Origin of the sequence: 'Camptotheca acuminata' phytoplasma, from assembly GCF_041276565.1 — a bacterium.
In the GTDB taxonomy this organism is placed as follows: Bacteria; Bacillota_I; Bacilli_A; order Acholeplasmatales; family Acholeplasmataceae; genus Phytoplasma.
In genome coordinates this window covers 1-16664 of sequence record NZ_JBGGGR010000054.1, presented here as the reverse complement: position 1 = coordinate 16664, position 16664 = coordinate 1, and the positions used below count along the sequence as shown (strand labels likewise).

At 24.3% G+C, this 16664-nt stretch carries 16 protein-coding genes; 11 read left to right on the top strand and 5 right to left on the bottom strand.

Going from position 1 to position 16664, the window contains the following annotated elements:
• Positions 1–29: 29 nt before the first annotated feature.
• From AB6A63_RS02780 to AB6A63_RS02760, 5 genes are all read left to right on the top strand, one after another.
• Positions 30–872 (top strand): ABC transporter permease, encoded by an 843-nt coding sequence (locus AB6A63_RS02780; RefSeq protein ID WP_370431154.1) that lies wholly within the window; start codon positions 30–32, stop codon positions 870–872.
• A gap of 277 nt (positions 873–1149) precedes the next feature.
• Positions 1150–1578, top strand: coding sequence for an ArsC/Spx/MgsR family protein (locus AB6A63_RS02775; RefSeq protein ID WP_370431153.1), 429 nt, complete (start codon positions 1150–1152; stop codon positions 1576–1578).
• 280 nt (positions 1579–1858) lie between these two features.
• Entirely contained in the window at positions 1859–2479 is a 621-nt protein-coding gene (locus tag AB6A63_RS02770; RefSeq protein WP_441293759.1) for a S24/S26 family peptidase, read from the top strand.
• Positions 2480–3019: 540 nt separating this feature from the next.
• On the top strand, positions 3020–4054 hold the full coding sequence (locus tag AB6A63_RS02765) for a hypothetical protein (RefSeq protein WP_370431151.1): 1035 nt from the start codon (positions 3020–3022) through the stop codon (positions 4052–4054).
• 470 nt (positions 4055–4524) lie between these two features.
• On the top strand, positions 4525–5886 hold the full coding sequence (locus tag AB6A63_RS02760) for a hypothetical protein (RefSeq protein ID WP_370431150.1): 1362 nt from the start codon (positions 4525–4527) through the stop codon (positions 5884–5886).
• A 193-nt stretch (positions 5887–6079) separates the two neighbouring features.
• Here AB6A63_RS02760 and AB6A63_RS02755 read toward each other — a convergent pair whose 3' ends face one another.
• A complete protein-coding gene (locus AB6A63_RS02755; protein WP_370431149.1) occupies positions 6080–6211 on the bottom strand; it encodes a hypothetical protein in 132 nt (43 codons plus the stop codon).
• Positions 6212–6215: 4 nt separating this feature from the next.
• Between AB6A63_RS02755 and AB6A63_RS02750 the strand changes: the two genes are divergently transcribed.
• The 5 genes from AB6A63_RS02750 to AB6A63_RS02730 all read left to right on the top strand — a co-directional run bounded on the left by AB6A63_RS02750 (position 6216) and on the right by AB6A63_RS02730 (position 10929).
• Positions 6216–6863: a hypothetical protein gene (locus AB6A63_RS02750; RefSeq protein ID WP_370431148.1), complete on the top strand. Its 648-nt coding sequence runs from the start codon at positions 6216–6218 to the stop codon at positions 6861–6863.
• Positions 6864–6952: 89 nt separating this feature from the next.
• On the top strand, positions 6953–8251 hold the full coding sequence (locus tag AB6A63_RS02745; RefSeq protein WP_370431147.1) for an AAA family ATPase: 1299 nt from the start codon (positions 6953–6955) through the stop codon (positions 8249–8251).
• 459 nt (positions 8252–8710) lie between these two features.
• Positions 8711–8833, top strand: a complete 123-nt coding sequence (locus AB6A63_RS02740) for a hypothetical protein (RefSeq protein ID WP_370431146.1) — start codon at positions 8711–8713, stop codon at positions 8831–8833.
• A gap of 361 nt (positions 8834–9194) precedes the next feature.
• A complete protein-coding gene (rpsD, locus tag AB6A63_RS02735; protein ID WP_370431145.1) occupies positions 9195–9797 on the top strand; it encodes a 30S ribosomal protein S4 in 603 nt (200 codons plus the stop codon).
• Between the two features lie 370 nt (positions 9798–10167).
• On the top strand, positions 10168–10929 hold the full coding sequence (locus tag AB6A63_RS02730; RefSeq protein WP_370431144.1) for a diadenylate cyclase: 762 nt from the start codon (positions 10168–10170) through the stop codon (positions 10927–10929).
• Between the two features lie 174 nt (positions 10930–11103).
• On the opposite strand, the gene AB6A63_RS02725 is transcribed toward AB6A63_RS02730, so the two are convergent.
• From AB6A63_RS02725 to AB6A63_RS02710, 4 genes are all read right to left on the bottom strand, one after another.
• Positions 11104–12600 carry a carboxypeptidase M32 gene (locus AB6A63_RS02725; protein WP_370431143.1) on the bottom strand — a complete coding sequence of 499 codons (1497 nt, stop codon included), beginning with the start codon at positions 12598–12600 and terminating at the stop codon, positions 11104–11106.
• A gap of 911 nt (positions 12601–13511) precedes the next feature.
• Positions 13512–13721 (bottom strand): hypothetical protein, encoded by a 210-nt coding sequence (locus AB6A63_RS02720; RefSeq protein WP_370431142.1) that lies wholly within the window; start codon positions 13719–13721, stop codon positions 13512–13514.
• A gap of 145 nt (positions 13722–13866) precedes the next feature.
• Positions 13867–14223: a Panacea domain-containing protein gene (locus AB6A63_RS02715; protein WP_370431141.1), complete on the bottom strand. Its 357-nt coding sequence runs from the start codon at positions 14221–14223 to the stop codon at positions 13867–13869.
• Between the two features lie 786 nt (positions 14224–15009).
• A complete protein-coding gene (locus AB6A63_RS02710) occupies positions 15010–15336 on the bottom strand; it encodes a hypothetical protein (RefSeq protein ID WP_370431140.1) in 327 nt (108 codons plus the stop codon).
• Between the two features lie 896 nt (positions 15337–16232).
• Here AB6A63_RS02710 and AB6A63_RS02705 point away from each other — a divergent pair.
• Entirely contained in the window at positions 16233–16499 is a 267-nt protein-coding gene (locus AB6A63_RS02705; protein WP_370431139.1) for a hypothetical protein, read from the top strand.
• Positions 16500–16664: the final 165 nt, after the last annotated feature.

Genomic DNA, 16664 nt, shown 5'->3' with positions numbered 1-16664 from the left:
TTAGAAAGAATATAAGTGATAATTTGAATATGTTTAAAGTTAAACCAATTCTTATTTTTTTTAAAAAAAATAAAAATATTTTATTTGGAGTTTCTTTTTTATTTTTTTTAGCTATGGTGATTTTAATAATACCATTGACGAATTTTTATACAAATCCTTACACTTCCCCCTTTAAACCATTACAAAAAATAAGTTGGAAAAATTTAATGGGGACAGATTATGTCGGACATGATTTATTAAGTATGGTTATATCAGGCGCTAAAATATCATTAATAATAAGTTTTATTTGTGTTTTAATAAGTAGTTTTTTAGGAACTATTTTAGGAATTACATCTGGTTATTTCCGAGGCATCTTTGATATTATTATTAATTTTATATGTGATATTTTAGTAGTTTTTCCTGATGTTATTTTAGCGATTATTATTATGTTTTTTTTAAAGAAAAACATTTATAGTTTAATTATTTGTTTAAGTATTTCCGGTATACCTGGTTTTATCCGTCTTACAAGAGCTAACACTTTGGTAATAAAACAAAAAGATTTTATCAAAGCTTCCAAAGCTTTAGGAGAAAATGATTTTAAAATTATTTTAAAACATGTGTTACCAAATCTCTGGACTCTTTTGATAACAAAAATAACTGTTGGAATGTCAACTATTATTTTAGCTATATCAGGATTAGGTTTTATCGGTTTAGGATTAGATCCGAATGTTCCTGAATGGGGAAATATTTTGCATTCCGCTAAAAACGATATTAGGTTTCATCCTCATTTATTTTTCGCTCCTTTTATTTTTATTTTTTTAACCAGTTTATCGTTTAATTTAATTGGCAAAGGTTTTCTCAAATATTTTAATCCTAAAAATCAAAATAAATAAAAATATATATTAAAACCAAAATAAATAAAATTATAATTATTTTTATGTATTTAATTACAAAAATATCAAAAATAAAAAAACCAAATTCTAGTTTATTATTTATTTTTTAATTTTATAAAAAAACATTAATGTAAAAAAATTATTTAAAAAAATATTTTTAGATAATTTTTTTTGTTTATATTTTAAAAAAATGATATAATATATTCTATTAAAATTATTATTTTTGAATATTTATATTTTAATTTTTTTTAAAATATAGAAAAGGGTTTTTTATTTTATGGTTTTTATTTTCACTGACAACAGATGTTTTTTATGTCAAAAAGCTAAAAATTGGCTTGATTTTCATCATATCAAATATCAAGAAAAAAATTTAAGTATTTTTAAATTAAATGAATCATATATTGATTTAATTTTAAGTTATGAAAATGTTGATTTTAATAGTATTATTTCTACTAGGTCTAAAGTTTTTAAGAATCAGAAAAAGAATTTATTTTCGATGACTATTGATCAAATCAAAAAAATTATTGTTAAAAATCCTAATATTTTAAAAAAACCTATTATATGTGACAAAAAAAATGTTGTTATCGGTTATAACAAAGAAGATATGAGAATCTTTATACCTAAAAAATTACGTCAATATATTATAGCTAATGATATCCATTTTAAATATAAAGATTACGCTTCAATCATAAAACAATATTATTGAATTATATTTTTTTATATTTGGTTTAATTTATTTGAAGAATAGTTATTAAATTTATAAAGAATTTATATTTTATTAAAAAACTTGAATATTGCGATATTTGTTTTTTAATTTTGATAAATCATTTTTTTTCATATATAATTAATTATATTTAACATATTTAACATTCGATGATATATATTATAGATTAATAAAAATATTATAGATATAACACAAAATAATTTAAAAATAATAATTTTTTATATTTATAATATATAAAAATGTCTGAGAAAGAATGTTATAAATGATTTTTTATAAATTATTGTCATTTTTGAAAATTTTTTTTTATTATTTTTTTTATTATTTCCTTTATTACTTTTTTATTATTATTTTTTTATATATTATTATTTTAAATATTTTATATTTTGTGGCTCCTAAATACTTTCATAATTTATTTTTGTTTAATATTTTACATGTTTCTAGTGAAAGTATGGAACCTAAAATAAAAAAAGGTGATTTTGTTATTGTAAAAAGATTAACATATAACGAATGTTCAGATTTGAAACCAAAAGATATTATAGTTTTTTACATTAATGAAGAATATCGTACAAATGAAATATTAAAAAAGATACCTTTGGTGTTGCATGAAGTTCAACACAACGATACAGGCAAAGAAGAAATTAGAACTAAAGGAATTAATAATTCCGAAGTATTAGACTTTGAAAAAAAAATTAGTTATGATAACGTGATGTATAAGGAAATTTTCAAAATATCAAAGGATGATTTATTATATTTTGTATTTTTTTTATTTTTCTTTATAAACTCAATTTTAATTTTATTTTTCTCTAAATCTTTTATTAAAAAATTTTTCAAAAAAAATTATTTAGGAATTTTTTTAAATAACAAAATAATTTTTAAATTTTGATATTGGATATTTTTTTATGAATATAAAAAACAATATTAATTTGTGATCTAATTAAGAAAAGTTTTTTTATATTTTTTATTTCTTATATCGTTTCATGAAAACAATTTTCTCAATGTAAAAATAAGGTTGTGGTATATATTATTGTAAGATTTAATAGGGACTTACAATTGGTACCACTTTATTGGGGCAGTCAGTATCCTTTAAAGAATCACCACCAATCTTTAGCCTTACCCTGAACCCTAGCTTTGGACTCTCTTTTTAGGAAGTTCTTTTATTTCACATTGATTTCTTATAATCTTTTTGAATGTCTAAGTTTAACAAGTTAAAAATTAAAAATTAAAAAATCACTACCTTAAAGGAGGTGTCTTTATTAATAAGAAAAAGAAAAAAACAAATCCCTATTTTAATGAGACTCGTTTCATCATAATAGGAACTTTTATCTTTGTACTTCTATCTTTTACAATTACAGTTGCAGCCATCAATTTTAGTAAAATGTTTTTAACAAATAAAGGGGCAACTGTTAAAACTGGCATTCCCCTTATGAAACCTTTATACATAGTAAAAGAAGTTACAAACGACCCAGAATATACTAAGAATAAACAAAAAGAATTCGTATCCAAAGATTATGAAGTAGTACCAGGGTTAATAGATCCTGAAACTCAAACAACCACAGGAAAAGTTAAACATGTTCTTAAACTAAATACAGATGATTACCCAATTAAATCAGATGGATTAATCCCAAATGAAACGTTAGAAAAAAATAAAAAACTATTTCTAGAAACTTCAAAAGTTGCCATCGGCTACCAACTGTTTTTATCTCGTAATGATGATATGTTCCAAAATGGAACTGAAATTGATAGTACTACCTATTCTAACCAAGACGACATAGTTATGTTAATTGACACTTACAGCGAGGCCAACCAAGATATTAAAGTTGGTTTGGATGAAAACAATCTACACAACTTATTTAACGTCGGAATTAAATGGCAAAATGAAGACCAAGATAATAACCAAATGAAAGATTATATCAACAAAATCACTAGCCAAGAAAACTATGCTGATTTTTCTTATCAATACATGACTCAACCGGCTCAACCGGAGGTTCAAAGTCGAGATGAGGTAAGAAATAGTTTGAGGCTTGTAACTCAAAATGGAACCCCACATCAACCAGCAGTTCCGGTACAATTCGAAAGACGCCTCAGCGAGAAAGATTTAAAAATCCACGTTGACTTTGAACAATTGTATTCCTTTGATGAAGAGTTAGGTGGAGACTCATCTCAAACTGCTAACCCTGAAACGTTGTTTGATTATATCCTCCAAAAAAGAGGGATCACAGGAGAAAAGAAACAAAATTTCTCCAAGAAAAACTTAAATCTAATTGTTTTTTATTCCTCGAAAGATAAAGACGGCAATGACCCAGTTAAACCATTAGGAAACGAAGGACCAAGAGGACAAATTGCCCACATGAGACCTCAATCTAAACGTCCACAATCCTCTGGCGGCCAAAAAATTAAAGTCAAAATGACACTAACACAACCACAAGAAAACAATAATACCAACGTACAAACACAATAGTAAGTTGAGTAACAATAGTTTTTTTCTTGAAATAATTTTTCTCCTAACCCCGAAGAGAAAAAATAAGCAGCCAACCCCAAGGGTCCCAAACAGGAACAACTCAACTCTTGCCCCATAACCCCAACTTAAACGCAAAAACCCCTTTTTATTTCCAATGTTAGCCCCAAAAAAAGACTTTATGACAAACCAAAAAGAAAACAAGGGGGCAACCGTTTGGGGTTTTTTTTAGGAAGGAACAAGTAACAAGGAACATATCCAAAAGATTAAAAAAAGAGGTTTTAATTATCTACTCACTTTCATTAAAATTAAATAAAAAAAGGACCTGGGCTTTATATTATTCTTTGTGGCTCTGCTTGTTCTTGCTATTGCCTTTCCCTCGTTCCTTTGCTCAAGGAAATGAGATTTCTGTTATAATCAAAAATCCGAACAATAAGTTCTCCCGTATGTTTAAATCTTCTGGGGGCATAACTATGATTCCCGCTGAAAAAATTAAGATTAAAGTAAGTTTTAACGAAACTGCTTCTAAAAGGGACCATCAAGCTAGTGCATCCAGTTATCAAAGAGCTTTTTATTTTGACCTTTTCTTGGAAGGAAGTAATAGCAGCGACCAACCCAAAGATTTCCTTATTCATTTTAATGCCAACATTGTTTATCAAAATAATATTAACGAAGAAGAAGCAAACACCAAGCAGCAAGACATCCAAACATGGCTCCAAGAACTTTCCAAAGAAGTCCTTGAATACGATATTATCATGGATAAAGATGAAGATTCATTAGAACCCAACGAGAGGGTAAAAAGCCATTACAATACAAATCAAAAAGATTATGATGCTTCAGAAAATCCCGAAATTAAAGTTAGTCAAACCTTATCCCTTCCCTTTAAAGCCCTTAGGGTCACTTTGTCCGCAAGAAAAAAAGCAGCAACTCCGACTCCTCAGCCTAGAAACGGCATTGTTATTAAGATTAATGAGGAGAAGTTAAAGGAATATTTTTTAAAGGGACTATATAACAACAAAAGAAACCAGAACCAAGAAGACCTAGAGGAAGAATTATCAGCAGCAGACAAAGAAGCAGCCATCTTTGAAACGATGGCCAAGGAGCAACAACTTCTGTTACGAGTGGATTTTGATTTAACAGACGCCCCAAAAAAAAGAGAGAAAAAGGACACACCAAATAACATTATTGACAAATCCTCCTTCAAGCCCACAATCATATGGAAACCAAGTAACATTATCCACCAAGCCACCTTCAAGGAATTCCCTGGGCTAAGGATAAAACCTTTTGCCATTGACTTTAAAGACTTAAACCTTTCTCCCAACCAAAAACTGAATGCAGATAACTTTACCCTTGAAGAATTAAAAACTAACTTAGAAAATTATCTTAAAAATGAAGATTTTTTTAAAAAAATTGCGACAAAAACCACCTTCCCTAAACCTCCCAGTTATACTATTACTGAACCTAACACCCCGTTTCGGGAAGGGACTTTGGTGGAGTTAAAAATTGACAGGAATCCTAAAACAGGCTTGTTCGGGTTCCAACTTCAATCTCCTGATGAAACTAATTATGATAGTTATTGCATCCTTAAAGTTAGTGCAGACAAAAATCAAGATAGCAAATACTTAGAGGAATTAAAAACTTTGTTAGACCAAATTGCTAATCCCGCTAAATGCAACCTCGAAGAATTCAAAGAACAAAGCTGGAAAGAAAAAGACGAAGAAAATCTAAAAAAACTGCAACAAGAAGTAACTGAAATCCAAAAAGAATTAGAAGAAGCCAAAAAAAAGCTCAAAACGAAGTTAATGATGAATTTAACGAAGTCGACCAAACGCTAAGTCGAGCTAACAACCAAAAACAACTCGCAACAGTTTTACAAGTTAGAGAAAATGATGTATTAATAGAATTAGTAAACGCCCAAGAAGAAACAGTTAAAAATCGTTTTAAGCAAGTTTTTGCTAATAGATTATATGGAAATAAGAAAGACAAAAATAAAACTTATGAAAAAGAACTAGAAAAAAATTTAACTTTTCAAGTAGGTTGGCTATCTGATGAACAAAAGAAAACCAAAGAAAAAAGAGTTAAAATAACTTCGAAAGAAACTGAAACTACTAAGATGCGGAAAAGGGCAAAAAATACACTAAAATACCCTGACCAAGCCATTTTTTTGCCTTTAAAAACCCAAGCAGATAACAAGGTTGAGAATCTTATCATAAAACTAAAAGATAAACAAAAAGAGTTAGAAAGACGCCAAAATGAAAAAAATACAAAAATAGCTCAGTTAGAAAAATTCCAACAAGAAGCTGCTACTGAAAGCCAGAGCTTGCAGTCTAGCAACGGAACCCCAAAATTCAAGGAAGTTATCTTTTTATACGAAAAACCTGTTTATCAAGCGGAAAGATTTTCTAGTTATTCCGATATCCACCAGGTAGCATTAGTTCAAATCCCTGCCAATATTGACCAATTAGCAGAAGATTACAGCAAAAAGAAAAAGCAGGATTGGAAAAAGGGTGGTGGAGGACAACTCAACCAGCCCAACGAAATCGCAACCTTAGAAGCAAAAATTAACTACATAAAAGAGGTACGCCCTCAAATATGGCAAGAAGTTACTGCCGAATTTAATCAAATAAGTCCAGAAAAATGGGATCATTTGGAACAAAGAATAAATAATTCAGTAGTTTTTAACCCCACAGTCTACCACAGCTACAACTCCCAAATGACAATCAGCTTAGTTAAAACCGAAGGAAACCTTAACAATATTAACCAACTGGAAGTCCGAAAAAACAAAGAAGAAAACGCTATCGTTAACAATTAATTTTTTTTAAAAATAAATAAGAGGTAAGAATTGTCGCAAGAATAGTTAAAAAATCAAATAATAAACTTTTATTTATATCTGTTTTTATCATGTTTATCATAGTCTTAATTACTGTTTTTAGCCTCTTTTTGATTTCCAACAACAATTTTAAAAAACTAAATGAAGAATTAATAAATATTTCTTCGCAAAAAAACTCTCAGTCAAATAAAGATATAGAATTTAATATTGATGAGAAAGTACTTAAGGAAATTGAAAAAAGATTTCAGGTAAAACAATTGGTAGAGCAAGAAATCAATAAAAGAAATCTAAAACCCCAGGAAAACACAAATACTAACGGTACTAGCCAAAGCAGTTCCTCTGAACCGAGCCCAAAATTCGTCCTCCCTGGTTTTGAAGAGGATGAATATTCAGAGCAATTCGAAGCTGTTTATCCTCCGAAACCTGGTTTGGCCAACAAAGATAATGATACAAAATGGAAAAAATATCCGTTTTTCAAACAAATGGTTGGCTTACAAAGCGAAAAAAATAATTTAAAACCTATCATTAAATTTGTTAATAATAAAGAAAATTATCAAGGAATTGGTAAAGTTGAACCACCAGAAGGGGCCTTGTTTTATGGTACTCCCGGAACGGGAAAAACCGTTCTCGCCCAAGCTTTTGCCAAAGAATGCAATTTACCTTTTTTTGAAGTTTCTTCTTCTGTTTTTTCCCAAAAATTCAAAGGAAATGGGGTTCGCATGGTAGAAGCTCTTTTCAAAAAAGCGAGGTTTGTCGCTGACAAGTACAATGGGTGTATTGTCTTTTTAGATGAATGTGAAGAAATTTTTCGAGACTTAGGGACATTGGAAGGCGGATCAGACATTGCTAACGTTGTCAACCAGTTCAAAATTGAATTAACTTCGACGGAAAATAATATTGAAAAGCCGGTTTTATTGTTGGCAGCGACCAATTATGAGGATAAAATTGAGGAAGCTATCAAATCTCGTTTCACTTATCGAATTGAATTTCATGCAGGCGACCAAGAAACTCGTAACGAGCAATTTTTATTTATGGTAAAACAACGAAAAAATCCTTTTAGCGACGAGGCTAAGAGATATTTTAAAGAAGTAATTAATCCCGCTTTAAATAATTTTAATGGAAAACAGGAATATAAAAAAGCTTATCGGACTCTGCTAAACCTTGTAAAAGCTACCGTTACAGTTTTTGCTGATAACAGAGACCCAAAAGATAAGTCACAGCAGCAAATTCAACCTGCACATCTTAAAACATCTTTTTATCAAACTATCTCTCAAAATTTAAGTAAAGTCAACGAATTAGAAAAGGAAACAGGATTTGATAATCTTCAAATGATCCAAAAAAAAACTGAAGAAGACCCAGATTATTCGTAATAATTTTTTTTAAAAAACTAACAACTATCATTCTTTTCCAAAGAGCAGGAGAAAAAAAACACAAAATAATTTTTTCAATTTAAAAAAATTAAAAAAAACACCAAAAAAAAGAACTTTTAAGGTCTTTTTTGGTATACTCTAAATTATTTTAAGGATAAATAATGTCTTTCTTTCGGTTTCGCTTCTTTTTTTAGGAATAGTTAATTTTAATAACAATTCTTCCGAAGAACCATGGATATTTTTTCAAAAGAAAGTCCTTGCCTAATTAAAAATGAACTGAACCCAAAAAAAACCAGTACCACTTTATTGAGATAGTCAGTATATATAATGTTAGAAAATATGTCGAAATAAACAATGTCTTCGTTTTCATTATTAAAATATAAAATAAAACAAAATAAAATTAGCCCATCTTATTTAAAATCACTTTTATAGATGCTGTTTTAGAAGGTATGGTTAAAAATGCCGTCAAGCTTACGTTATATGCAAGTTATTAATGCTGTGTTAGATGCTAATTTTAACCAAAAATCAGATGAAACAAAAAAAACCAAACTTAATAACCCGAATAATGATCAAACTAAATAATACATTTCAACAACCTGATTCATGATAAAAACTAATAATAAAAGTAATGATTTGAGCTAAATAATTTCATAATATATATCATTTTTAATAACAATAAGAGAAAAATATTATTAAAAATAGTTTTTTCTCTTAATTTTATGCATTATAAAATGATATAATATTAAATGTTATTATTAAATTATTTAATAATTTATTTCGAAAAAGTCAATCTTGTTTAAAATATTATTAATATTAAATTAAAATTTATTATTAATAATATTTCTTAATTTATATTTTATTAATTTGTGATTATTTTTATATAACACAGTTATATTTTTTATTTTTTTATATCAATAAAAATAAGGGGTTTTAATTTTCAAAAATGTCTCGTTATACAAATCCAAGTTGGAAAGTTTCACGTCGTCTTGATTATTCTTTGTCTGAAACAGGTAAAGAATTAGCAAGAAAAAATAATAATTTTATTAAATTTAAGAAAAAAAGAAGCAAATTAAGTGATTACGGACTTCAATTAAAAGAAAAACAAAAAGTTCGTTTGTTTTATGGTATTTCAGAAAAACAATTCAAAAGAATTTTTTATAATTCTAGTAAATTAAAAGGAATCAATGGAGAAAATTTTTTAATTTTATTAGAATCTCGTCTAGATAATATTGTTTATCGTTTGAATCTAGCAAAAACTAGAGCTCAAGCAAAACAATTAATTTCTCATGGTCATGTTTTAGTTGATGGTAAAAAAGTAGATATTTGTTCTTATTGTTTAAAACCAGGTCAACAAATTTCTATCAAAGAAAAATCTAAAAATTTATCTATTATCCAAACTTCTTTAGAAAATCATACTAATAACAAAATAGAGTATATTAGTTTAGATAAAAAAAATTTAATTGGTCAATATGTTAGATATCCTTTTAGAAAAGAATTTTTAACAGATATCAAAGAACAATTGATTGTAGAATTTTATAATAAATAAAATAATTAAAAAAAACATTTTGAATAATTTTAAAAATATATTATAACAAATTTCAAATTCATTTATATTTTATTTTAGAAAAAGATTTGATAAATAAAATTAGAATGAATTTAGGAATTTGTTTTATTTTAGATCAGAAATGATTATAATTTTTTTAAATTATATTTTTATAATAATTATTTTTAAAAAATAAAAAAATATTTCAAAAATAAAATAATTCAAAAAAAATTAAATTAAATATTTTTTATATTTTTTTATTTATAAATCGATATCCATTATAAAAACATTTATATGTTTGTTAAAATAATTATTATAAAAATTGAATTTTTAAAAAATTTGAAATAAGTAAAAAGGTTTTTTTATGTTTTCAATGGAAATTATTTTTACAACGTTATTATTTTTATTGTTTTTCTTTTTTGTTTCTTATATTTCTTTTTTGGTTTTTTTTAGTAAATATGAATTTTTAAAAATTATTTATTCTTTTATATTAATAATTGTGTTTTTTGTTTTTATAGAAAAAGTAATAAACACTTATGGACTATCAGGAAGAATACAATGGTTTTCTTTCGATATTCGTCCACCGTTAATGACTTTTCTTATGTTATTCCTGATAATTATAAAAGCACCTTATTTAAGATATCATTTACAAAATTTAAATTTTTGGGGAAAAAATAAACTATTTATCGCTGGAAGCATTAATACTCATCAACAAATTTTAGAAGCCGTGATTGAAATGTCCGAAAAAAAAATTGGAGCTTTGATCACAATTGAAAAAAATAATTCTTTACAACAATTCGCTAAAAAATCTATTTTAATCGATGGCAATATTACTAAAGAATTGTTAATTAATATTTTTATTCCAAATACTCCTTTACATGATGGAGCTGTTATTATCAGAGGAAATAAAATTTTATCCGCTGGAGCTTATTTTATGTTGTCGGATAAACAACATTTTAAGAAAACAACAGGTTCTAGACATCGTGCTGCTTTAGGAATAAGCGAAATAACTGATAGTATGACAATTGTGGTTTCAGAAGAAACAGGCAATATTTCTATCGCTTTAGAAGGTATTTTATTAAAAATGAAAGATATTAATCAAATTACTGAATATTTAGAAGCTTTTATTTTATAAATTCTATTTTTAGATTTTTTTAAAAAAAATAATTCAACTAACTTAAAAGAAAATTAAAAATATTTTTAAGTTAGTTTATTTTTTGTTTATTTAAAACAACTTAATTTTTATTGATTTTTGTTTTTTTATTTCTGATAATATTTTTAGAATATTAGAATAAATATTTTTTTTGAATTATTTTAGATATTTATCAGTTAAATAATTCAAAAAAATGTCTGGATTGATTTTTGTTTGATCAGTCGCTTTAGCTAATAAATCTTGATGATTAAACAAAGAACCATAATTTCTTAAATTTTTGTTTAAATAATTGTTTAATTTAGATAGATTACCTTGTAACAAATCATTTTGAATTTCTGGGTTTGTTTTTTTTATTTGTTCCATTACCATAGAAGCGATAATAGCGCCATTTAAATAACTTGGAAAATATCCAAAACTACCTTGAGACCAATGAATGTCTTGTAAACATCCTAAAGTGTCTGTTGGAGGAACAATTCCTAGATATTGTTCCATTTTTTGGTTCCAAACTTTAGGTAAATCATCTAAGGATAATTTATCATTAATTAAATCTTGTTCAATTTCAAAACGTAAAATGATATGCAAAGGATAAGTAACTTCATCTGAATAAATTCGAACAAAATCAGGTTTTACTTGGTGTGTTTGTTGATATAAATTTTCAAAATTCCACTCAGAAGGATTAGGTAACTGAATATTTTTTTGTAAAAATTGAGTTAGAAATGTTAAAAATTCTTTTGATTTTCCAACTTGTTTTTCCATTAATAATGATTGACTTTCGTGAAAAGCAAAATCAAAAGCTTTCCCAACTGGTTGATTTTTATATAAATTAGGTAAATTTTGTTCGTAAAGGCCATGTCCTGTTTCGTGCATAGTAGCTAAAAAACTATCTAAAAAATTATTAGAATTATAAAAAGTAGTTAAACGGACATCATCAGCGGTACCACCACAAAAAGGATGTAACGATTCATCTAAACGACCTCTTTGAAAATCAAAACCAATTTGTTTCATTATTTTTTTATTCAATTCTTTTTGTTGTTCAATATCAAGTGCGAGTGTTTTTGATGGAGTTTTTTGATTTTTTAAAATTTTTTGGATTAAAGGAGGTAAAGTTTGTTTTAATACATCAAAATTTTGTTTAATTTCAGCAGAACTAACACCTTGGTTATAATCATCCAGTAATGAATCATATAATGATAAACCCTTTTTTTTAGCTTTCAAATGAGCTATTTTTTTTGTATAATTAAGTACTTTTTGCAAATAAGGTTTGAATGATGCGTAATCATTATTTTTTTTAGCGGTTCTCCATGCTATTTCACTTTCAGTTGTAGCTAATAAAAAATCATTTTCTAATTCAGCAGGAATTATTTTTTCATCTTCGATCCTTTTAATAATTTCACGTAAATTAGCTTTTTGAAAAGGATTTAAAAAATCATTTTCTTTTTTTGCTTCGATTAATAGTTGCTCGAGATGCTCGTTTGAAGGTGATAATACTTTTTGTTTAATAATTTGATTAAGATTTATCATTTCTTGTGTACGTCCTTGAGAAGAACCCAAAGGCATATTAGTAGCGACATCCCAACTAAGAATACTTAAAATATTTTCTAGAGTTCCTATTTCTTCGAATATTTGTTCTAATTTTAAATAATTTTTTATCATATTTTTATTTTCTTTCTTGGATTTTTGAAAAATAATTTTTTCAATTTCAATTAATATTATATAACTTTTTGTTTTTTTGTGTTAGAATAAAAAAATATTTAATTATTTTTTTTGAAATTAAATTATTTAATTTATATAAATTATCATTTTATAATAGTTTTTAAAATTGATGTTTTTTTTTTTTTTTATTTGAATTTTTTAAAAAACGATATTAAAAAGGATAAGAATATATTAATTTTTTCCATTTTTATTTTTATAATAGTTAGTTTTAGGTTTAAAATATATAAAATTTCAAAACATTCAAGATATTTTAAAACCAAAAAAAAAGATAAAAAATAAAAATGAAAAAAATTATCAAAAATGTAATTAATATCATTAAAATTAATTTAAACATTAGAGGGTTCGATACAAAATATCAATGTTGATAAATCGTTAATTCATCAAACAAAGATATTTGACTGTTTTTAAAAGAATTTATCAAATTGAAAAGAAATAAAATAAAAAAAAAAAAAAAACAATCGAAGAATTAAAAATATAAAACATTAAATATTCCGAAAACACTAAATAATTAAAGATTGTTCTTTTTTTTATTTTATAAATTTAAATTTTGAAAAAATAAAAATGGTTTTTCAATATAAGTTTAATAATGTATTAAATTAATTGATATCTTTGATGTTAATTTAAAGTTGAGATTTTAATTTTAGAATGGTTTTTTTTAATTTTGAAGTAAAAAGATGATAAATAATTTTTATTTTTTTTTTGGCCATAAATTATTTTTTTGTTTAATTATTTATATTCAACAATTATTTTAAAAAAAGCCAACACAAATAGCCCTCTATATAAGAAAGCAAATTGAATGATCAGATTGTTTTTATATTTTAAAATTAAGAAATAGAATTTCGATAATTAACCTATTTTTCATTTTTTTGTTTAGATTTAAAAGCTTCATGTCCTGGATCATAATCAATAATATAAAAATAATTATTTTCAATAATACAAAATATTATTTCTTTTTGATCTAATGGCAATTTTATTATATTTACTCCTGTAACATTAATAATACTAGGATCAAAAACTTTGAGAATTGTGTTTTCATCAGAAAAAATATTTACATATTCCATTTTTAAAACGTCTTTTACTGTTTTTCCTATAAATTTACTATCTAATTTATAAAGTATATTCTTTAATTTATTTAAATTAATCCCTTTGTTTACCTTTTGATTTAAACTGTAATGAATAATTGAAATTGTATTTTTCGTGTTCTTTTTAAAAACTATAACAAAAAAAATTCATTTTGCCATATTTTTCTAGCACATATTCTATTATTTCAATATGTTGAGTGTTTAATTTAGAATTAATTTCTTGCGGAATAACGTTTTTAATAATTTGATTTCTATTTTGTTTCAACATTAAATATAATTCTGGAAAAAATGGTCCATAATTCCAAGCTTCAATTACTGTGTTAAATAAAAGTTTATTATGCTGTATTAAATATTTTGAATAAATATAAAAAATTAACTTTTGAAATTTCATATGTGTTATTTCATATTTTTCAGAAAAATTTTCAATAATATAGTTAGCGATATCAAAAATGTTAATTTCACTATTTAATTTTTGTTTCATTTAAATTCTCCTTAAAGAAACAAGTTTTAATTCATAAAAATTGAACCAAACTATTTATTACTTTTATCATAACATAAAAAAATAAATTGTAAACAAAAAATAAAAAATAAATTTTTTTATTTTTTTTAAAATTTTTAAAAGAAAAAGAAAGGCATAAAGAAAAGAAAAAGAACCAAAAAGAAAAGAAATTATAAAGAAAAGAAATTATAAAGAAAAGAAAAGAACATTTACATTTACATTTTTTTAAAAAAAGGGGTTTGAACCATCTTTTTGATACTTTTAAAGAAAAAAGTTTTAATTCATAAAAACTTTGAACAAAAATATTTATTACTTTTATATTAACACAAAAAAATAAAAAAAGAAAAAGCATAAAGAAAATAAAAAATTTAAATTAAATTTTAAAAAAAAATAATTAAAAAGATTTGTTTTAAATATTATTGTCTCACAAGAAAATATTGAATCATAAAAAACTTTAAAAAAATATCAAATTTTAACAATTATTCAAAAATAATAGGAGGATGAATATATACTAATTTTTAATTATTGTTTCTTTTTAAGTGCCGCTTTTTGGGGCAGACCCCGAAATCATCACATATAGATAACACCAAAAGATATTTCATTTAAATAATTCAAAAACTTTTTCAATAAATAATTATTACAAAATAATATGATTTTAAATAAATAATAATTTTAATCATTAAAAAAGAACCTCAATACATGAAGTTCTTTTTTAATGATTAACTAATCTAAAAATCATCATTATAATTAGTTGATATCAAATCAATATTATTTTTTTTTATCTTCTTTCGTTTTAGAAGAAGATGCTCTGTCTTCTGTTTTCGCTTTTTCCATTAAACTTTTAACCATTTCAGGATTTGATAACATAGCTAAAATCTTGTTTCTATCTTCTGTAGAAAGTTTATCTAATTCACTTATAAATTCATTCATTTCTTCTTTCGTTACTTCTCTTTCGTTTGCATCAACTATTTTTTTGCCTTTGTTAGTATCTCCTTTACGAGGCATCGCCATTAAATTATTACTACTAAAAATAACCAAAAGCATTAAAAATAAATAACAAAAAAATAAAAAATTCATATTTCTTAATTTAAGCATTATTATTACCCCTTATTTTAATTTTTTTTGTATTATGTTCTTCCAAATTTATAGTATATTTTCTTATTTTTTATATTTTTAGTTATATTTTATAAAATATTAATTAATAATTATTTGTTTTTCATAATTGATATCATAAGAAAAATTTTTCATTTAAATTAATACTATTGCAAATAAAAATAATAATCTTTTTATATCATCAATCTTTAATCTCCTTTGTATTATTTAGAAAAAACAAATATTATATTTAACTAGTTATCACAAAAAATTTAAGAAAAACATCTATTTTTTCTTAAAAATATAATATCATATTATTTTAATTAAGTGTTATTTATATGTAAGAAATTTATAACATCAAATAATTATCTACAATATAGCTATATTTATATACAAAAATAAATTATCAAAAAATACAAAAGTTTTAAACAAATAGAAATTTTGTTAATGGTTTGAACTATTTTGTTGAAGTATAATTTTTAAAAATTGATTTCAAATTTTATTTTTTTATTATTTTCGTAATTAGTTTTAATACAAAATTACCAAAAGAAAATAAAAAAGAAATTACATTTACATTAATAGCGATATTAAAGAAAAGAATTGAAATATTCAAATTTTAAAGTTGCAAATTGAAAAAAATAAATAATTTCTAACCTAAGTGTAAAAGATTATTATCTTAAATTAAATAAATAAGATAGAAAATAAAAGATAAAAAAAGTTTTTGGAAAGTATGTTTTAGTAAAACATAGGGAGGTATGAACCAAACCATCAAAATGGTACTTTTAGGAAGTCCCAATTTAAAGTCAAATTATTTATTAAAAAAAATAAATAGTTTAACTTTTTTTATTGGATTAAGAATAAAAAAAAGTCAAATGAAAAAAAATAAGGAGTTTTAAAAAATGCTAAAAAAAATATTTGAAATTGAAAAAATTTTTACTTTTCTTCAAATTCACAAAACTAATTTTAAAATTTATTTGTTTACCCAAAAGACTAATTATAATATTTTTTTAAAAGTGCTTTATTTAAATTATGCGGATGTTCCGAAAATAGAAGATTTAGTAAAAAAAACATCTGAACCACCTTTTATCATTCAAAATCGACCTCATTTAGAAAAAAATATTTTTTTGATGAAGAGAAAAAAATATTATTTCTTCAAAATGTGGTAGTGGTGGAAGAAAGTTTAGCGGAACAAGTGAGTCAAGAATTATTTACCGGTTCTTTTTTTTATGAAAAAAAAGTTCTTTTTATCGAAAATCTTTCTTTAGTTTTTTCAAAAAAAAATATAAAATTTGATTTTATAATAGATTTCTTCACTAAACCCAATGAAAATA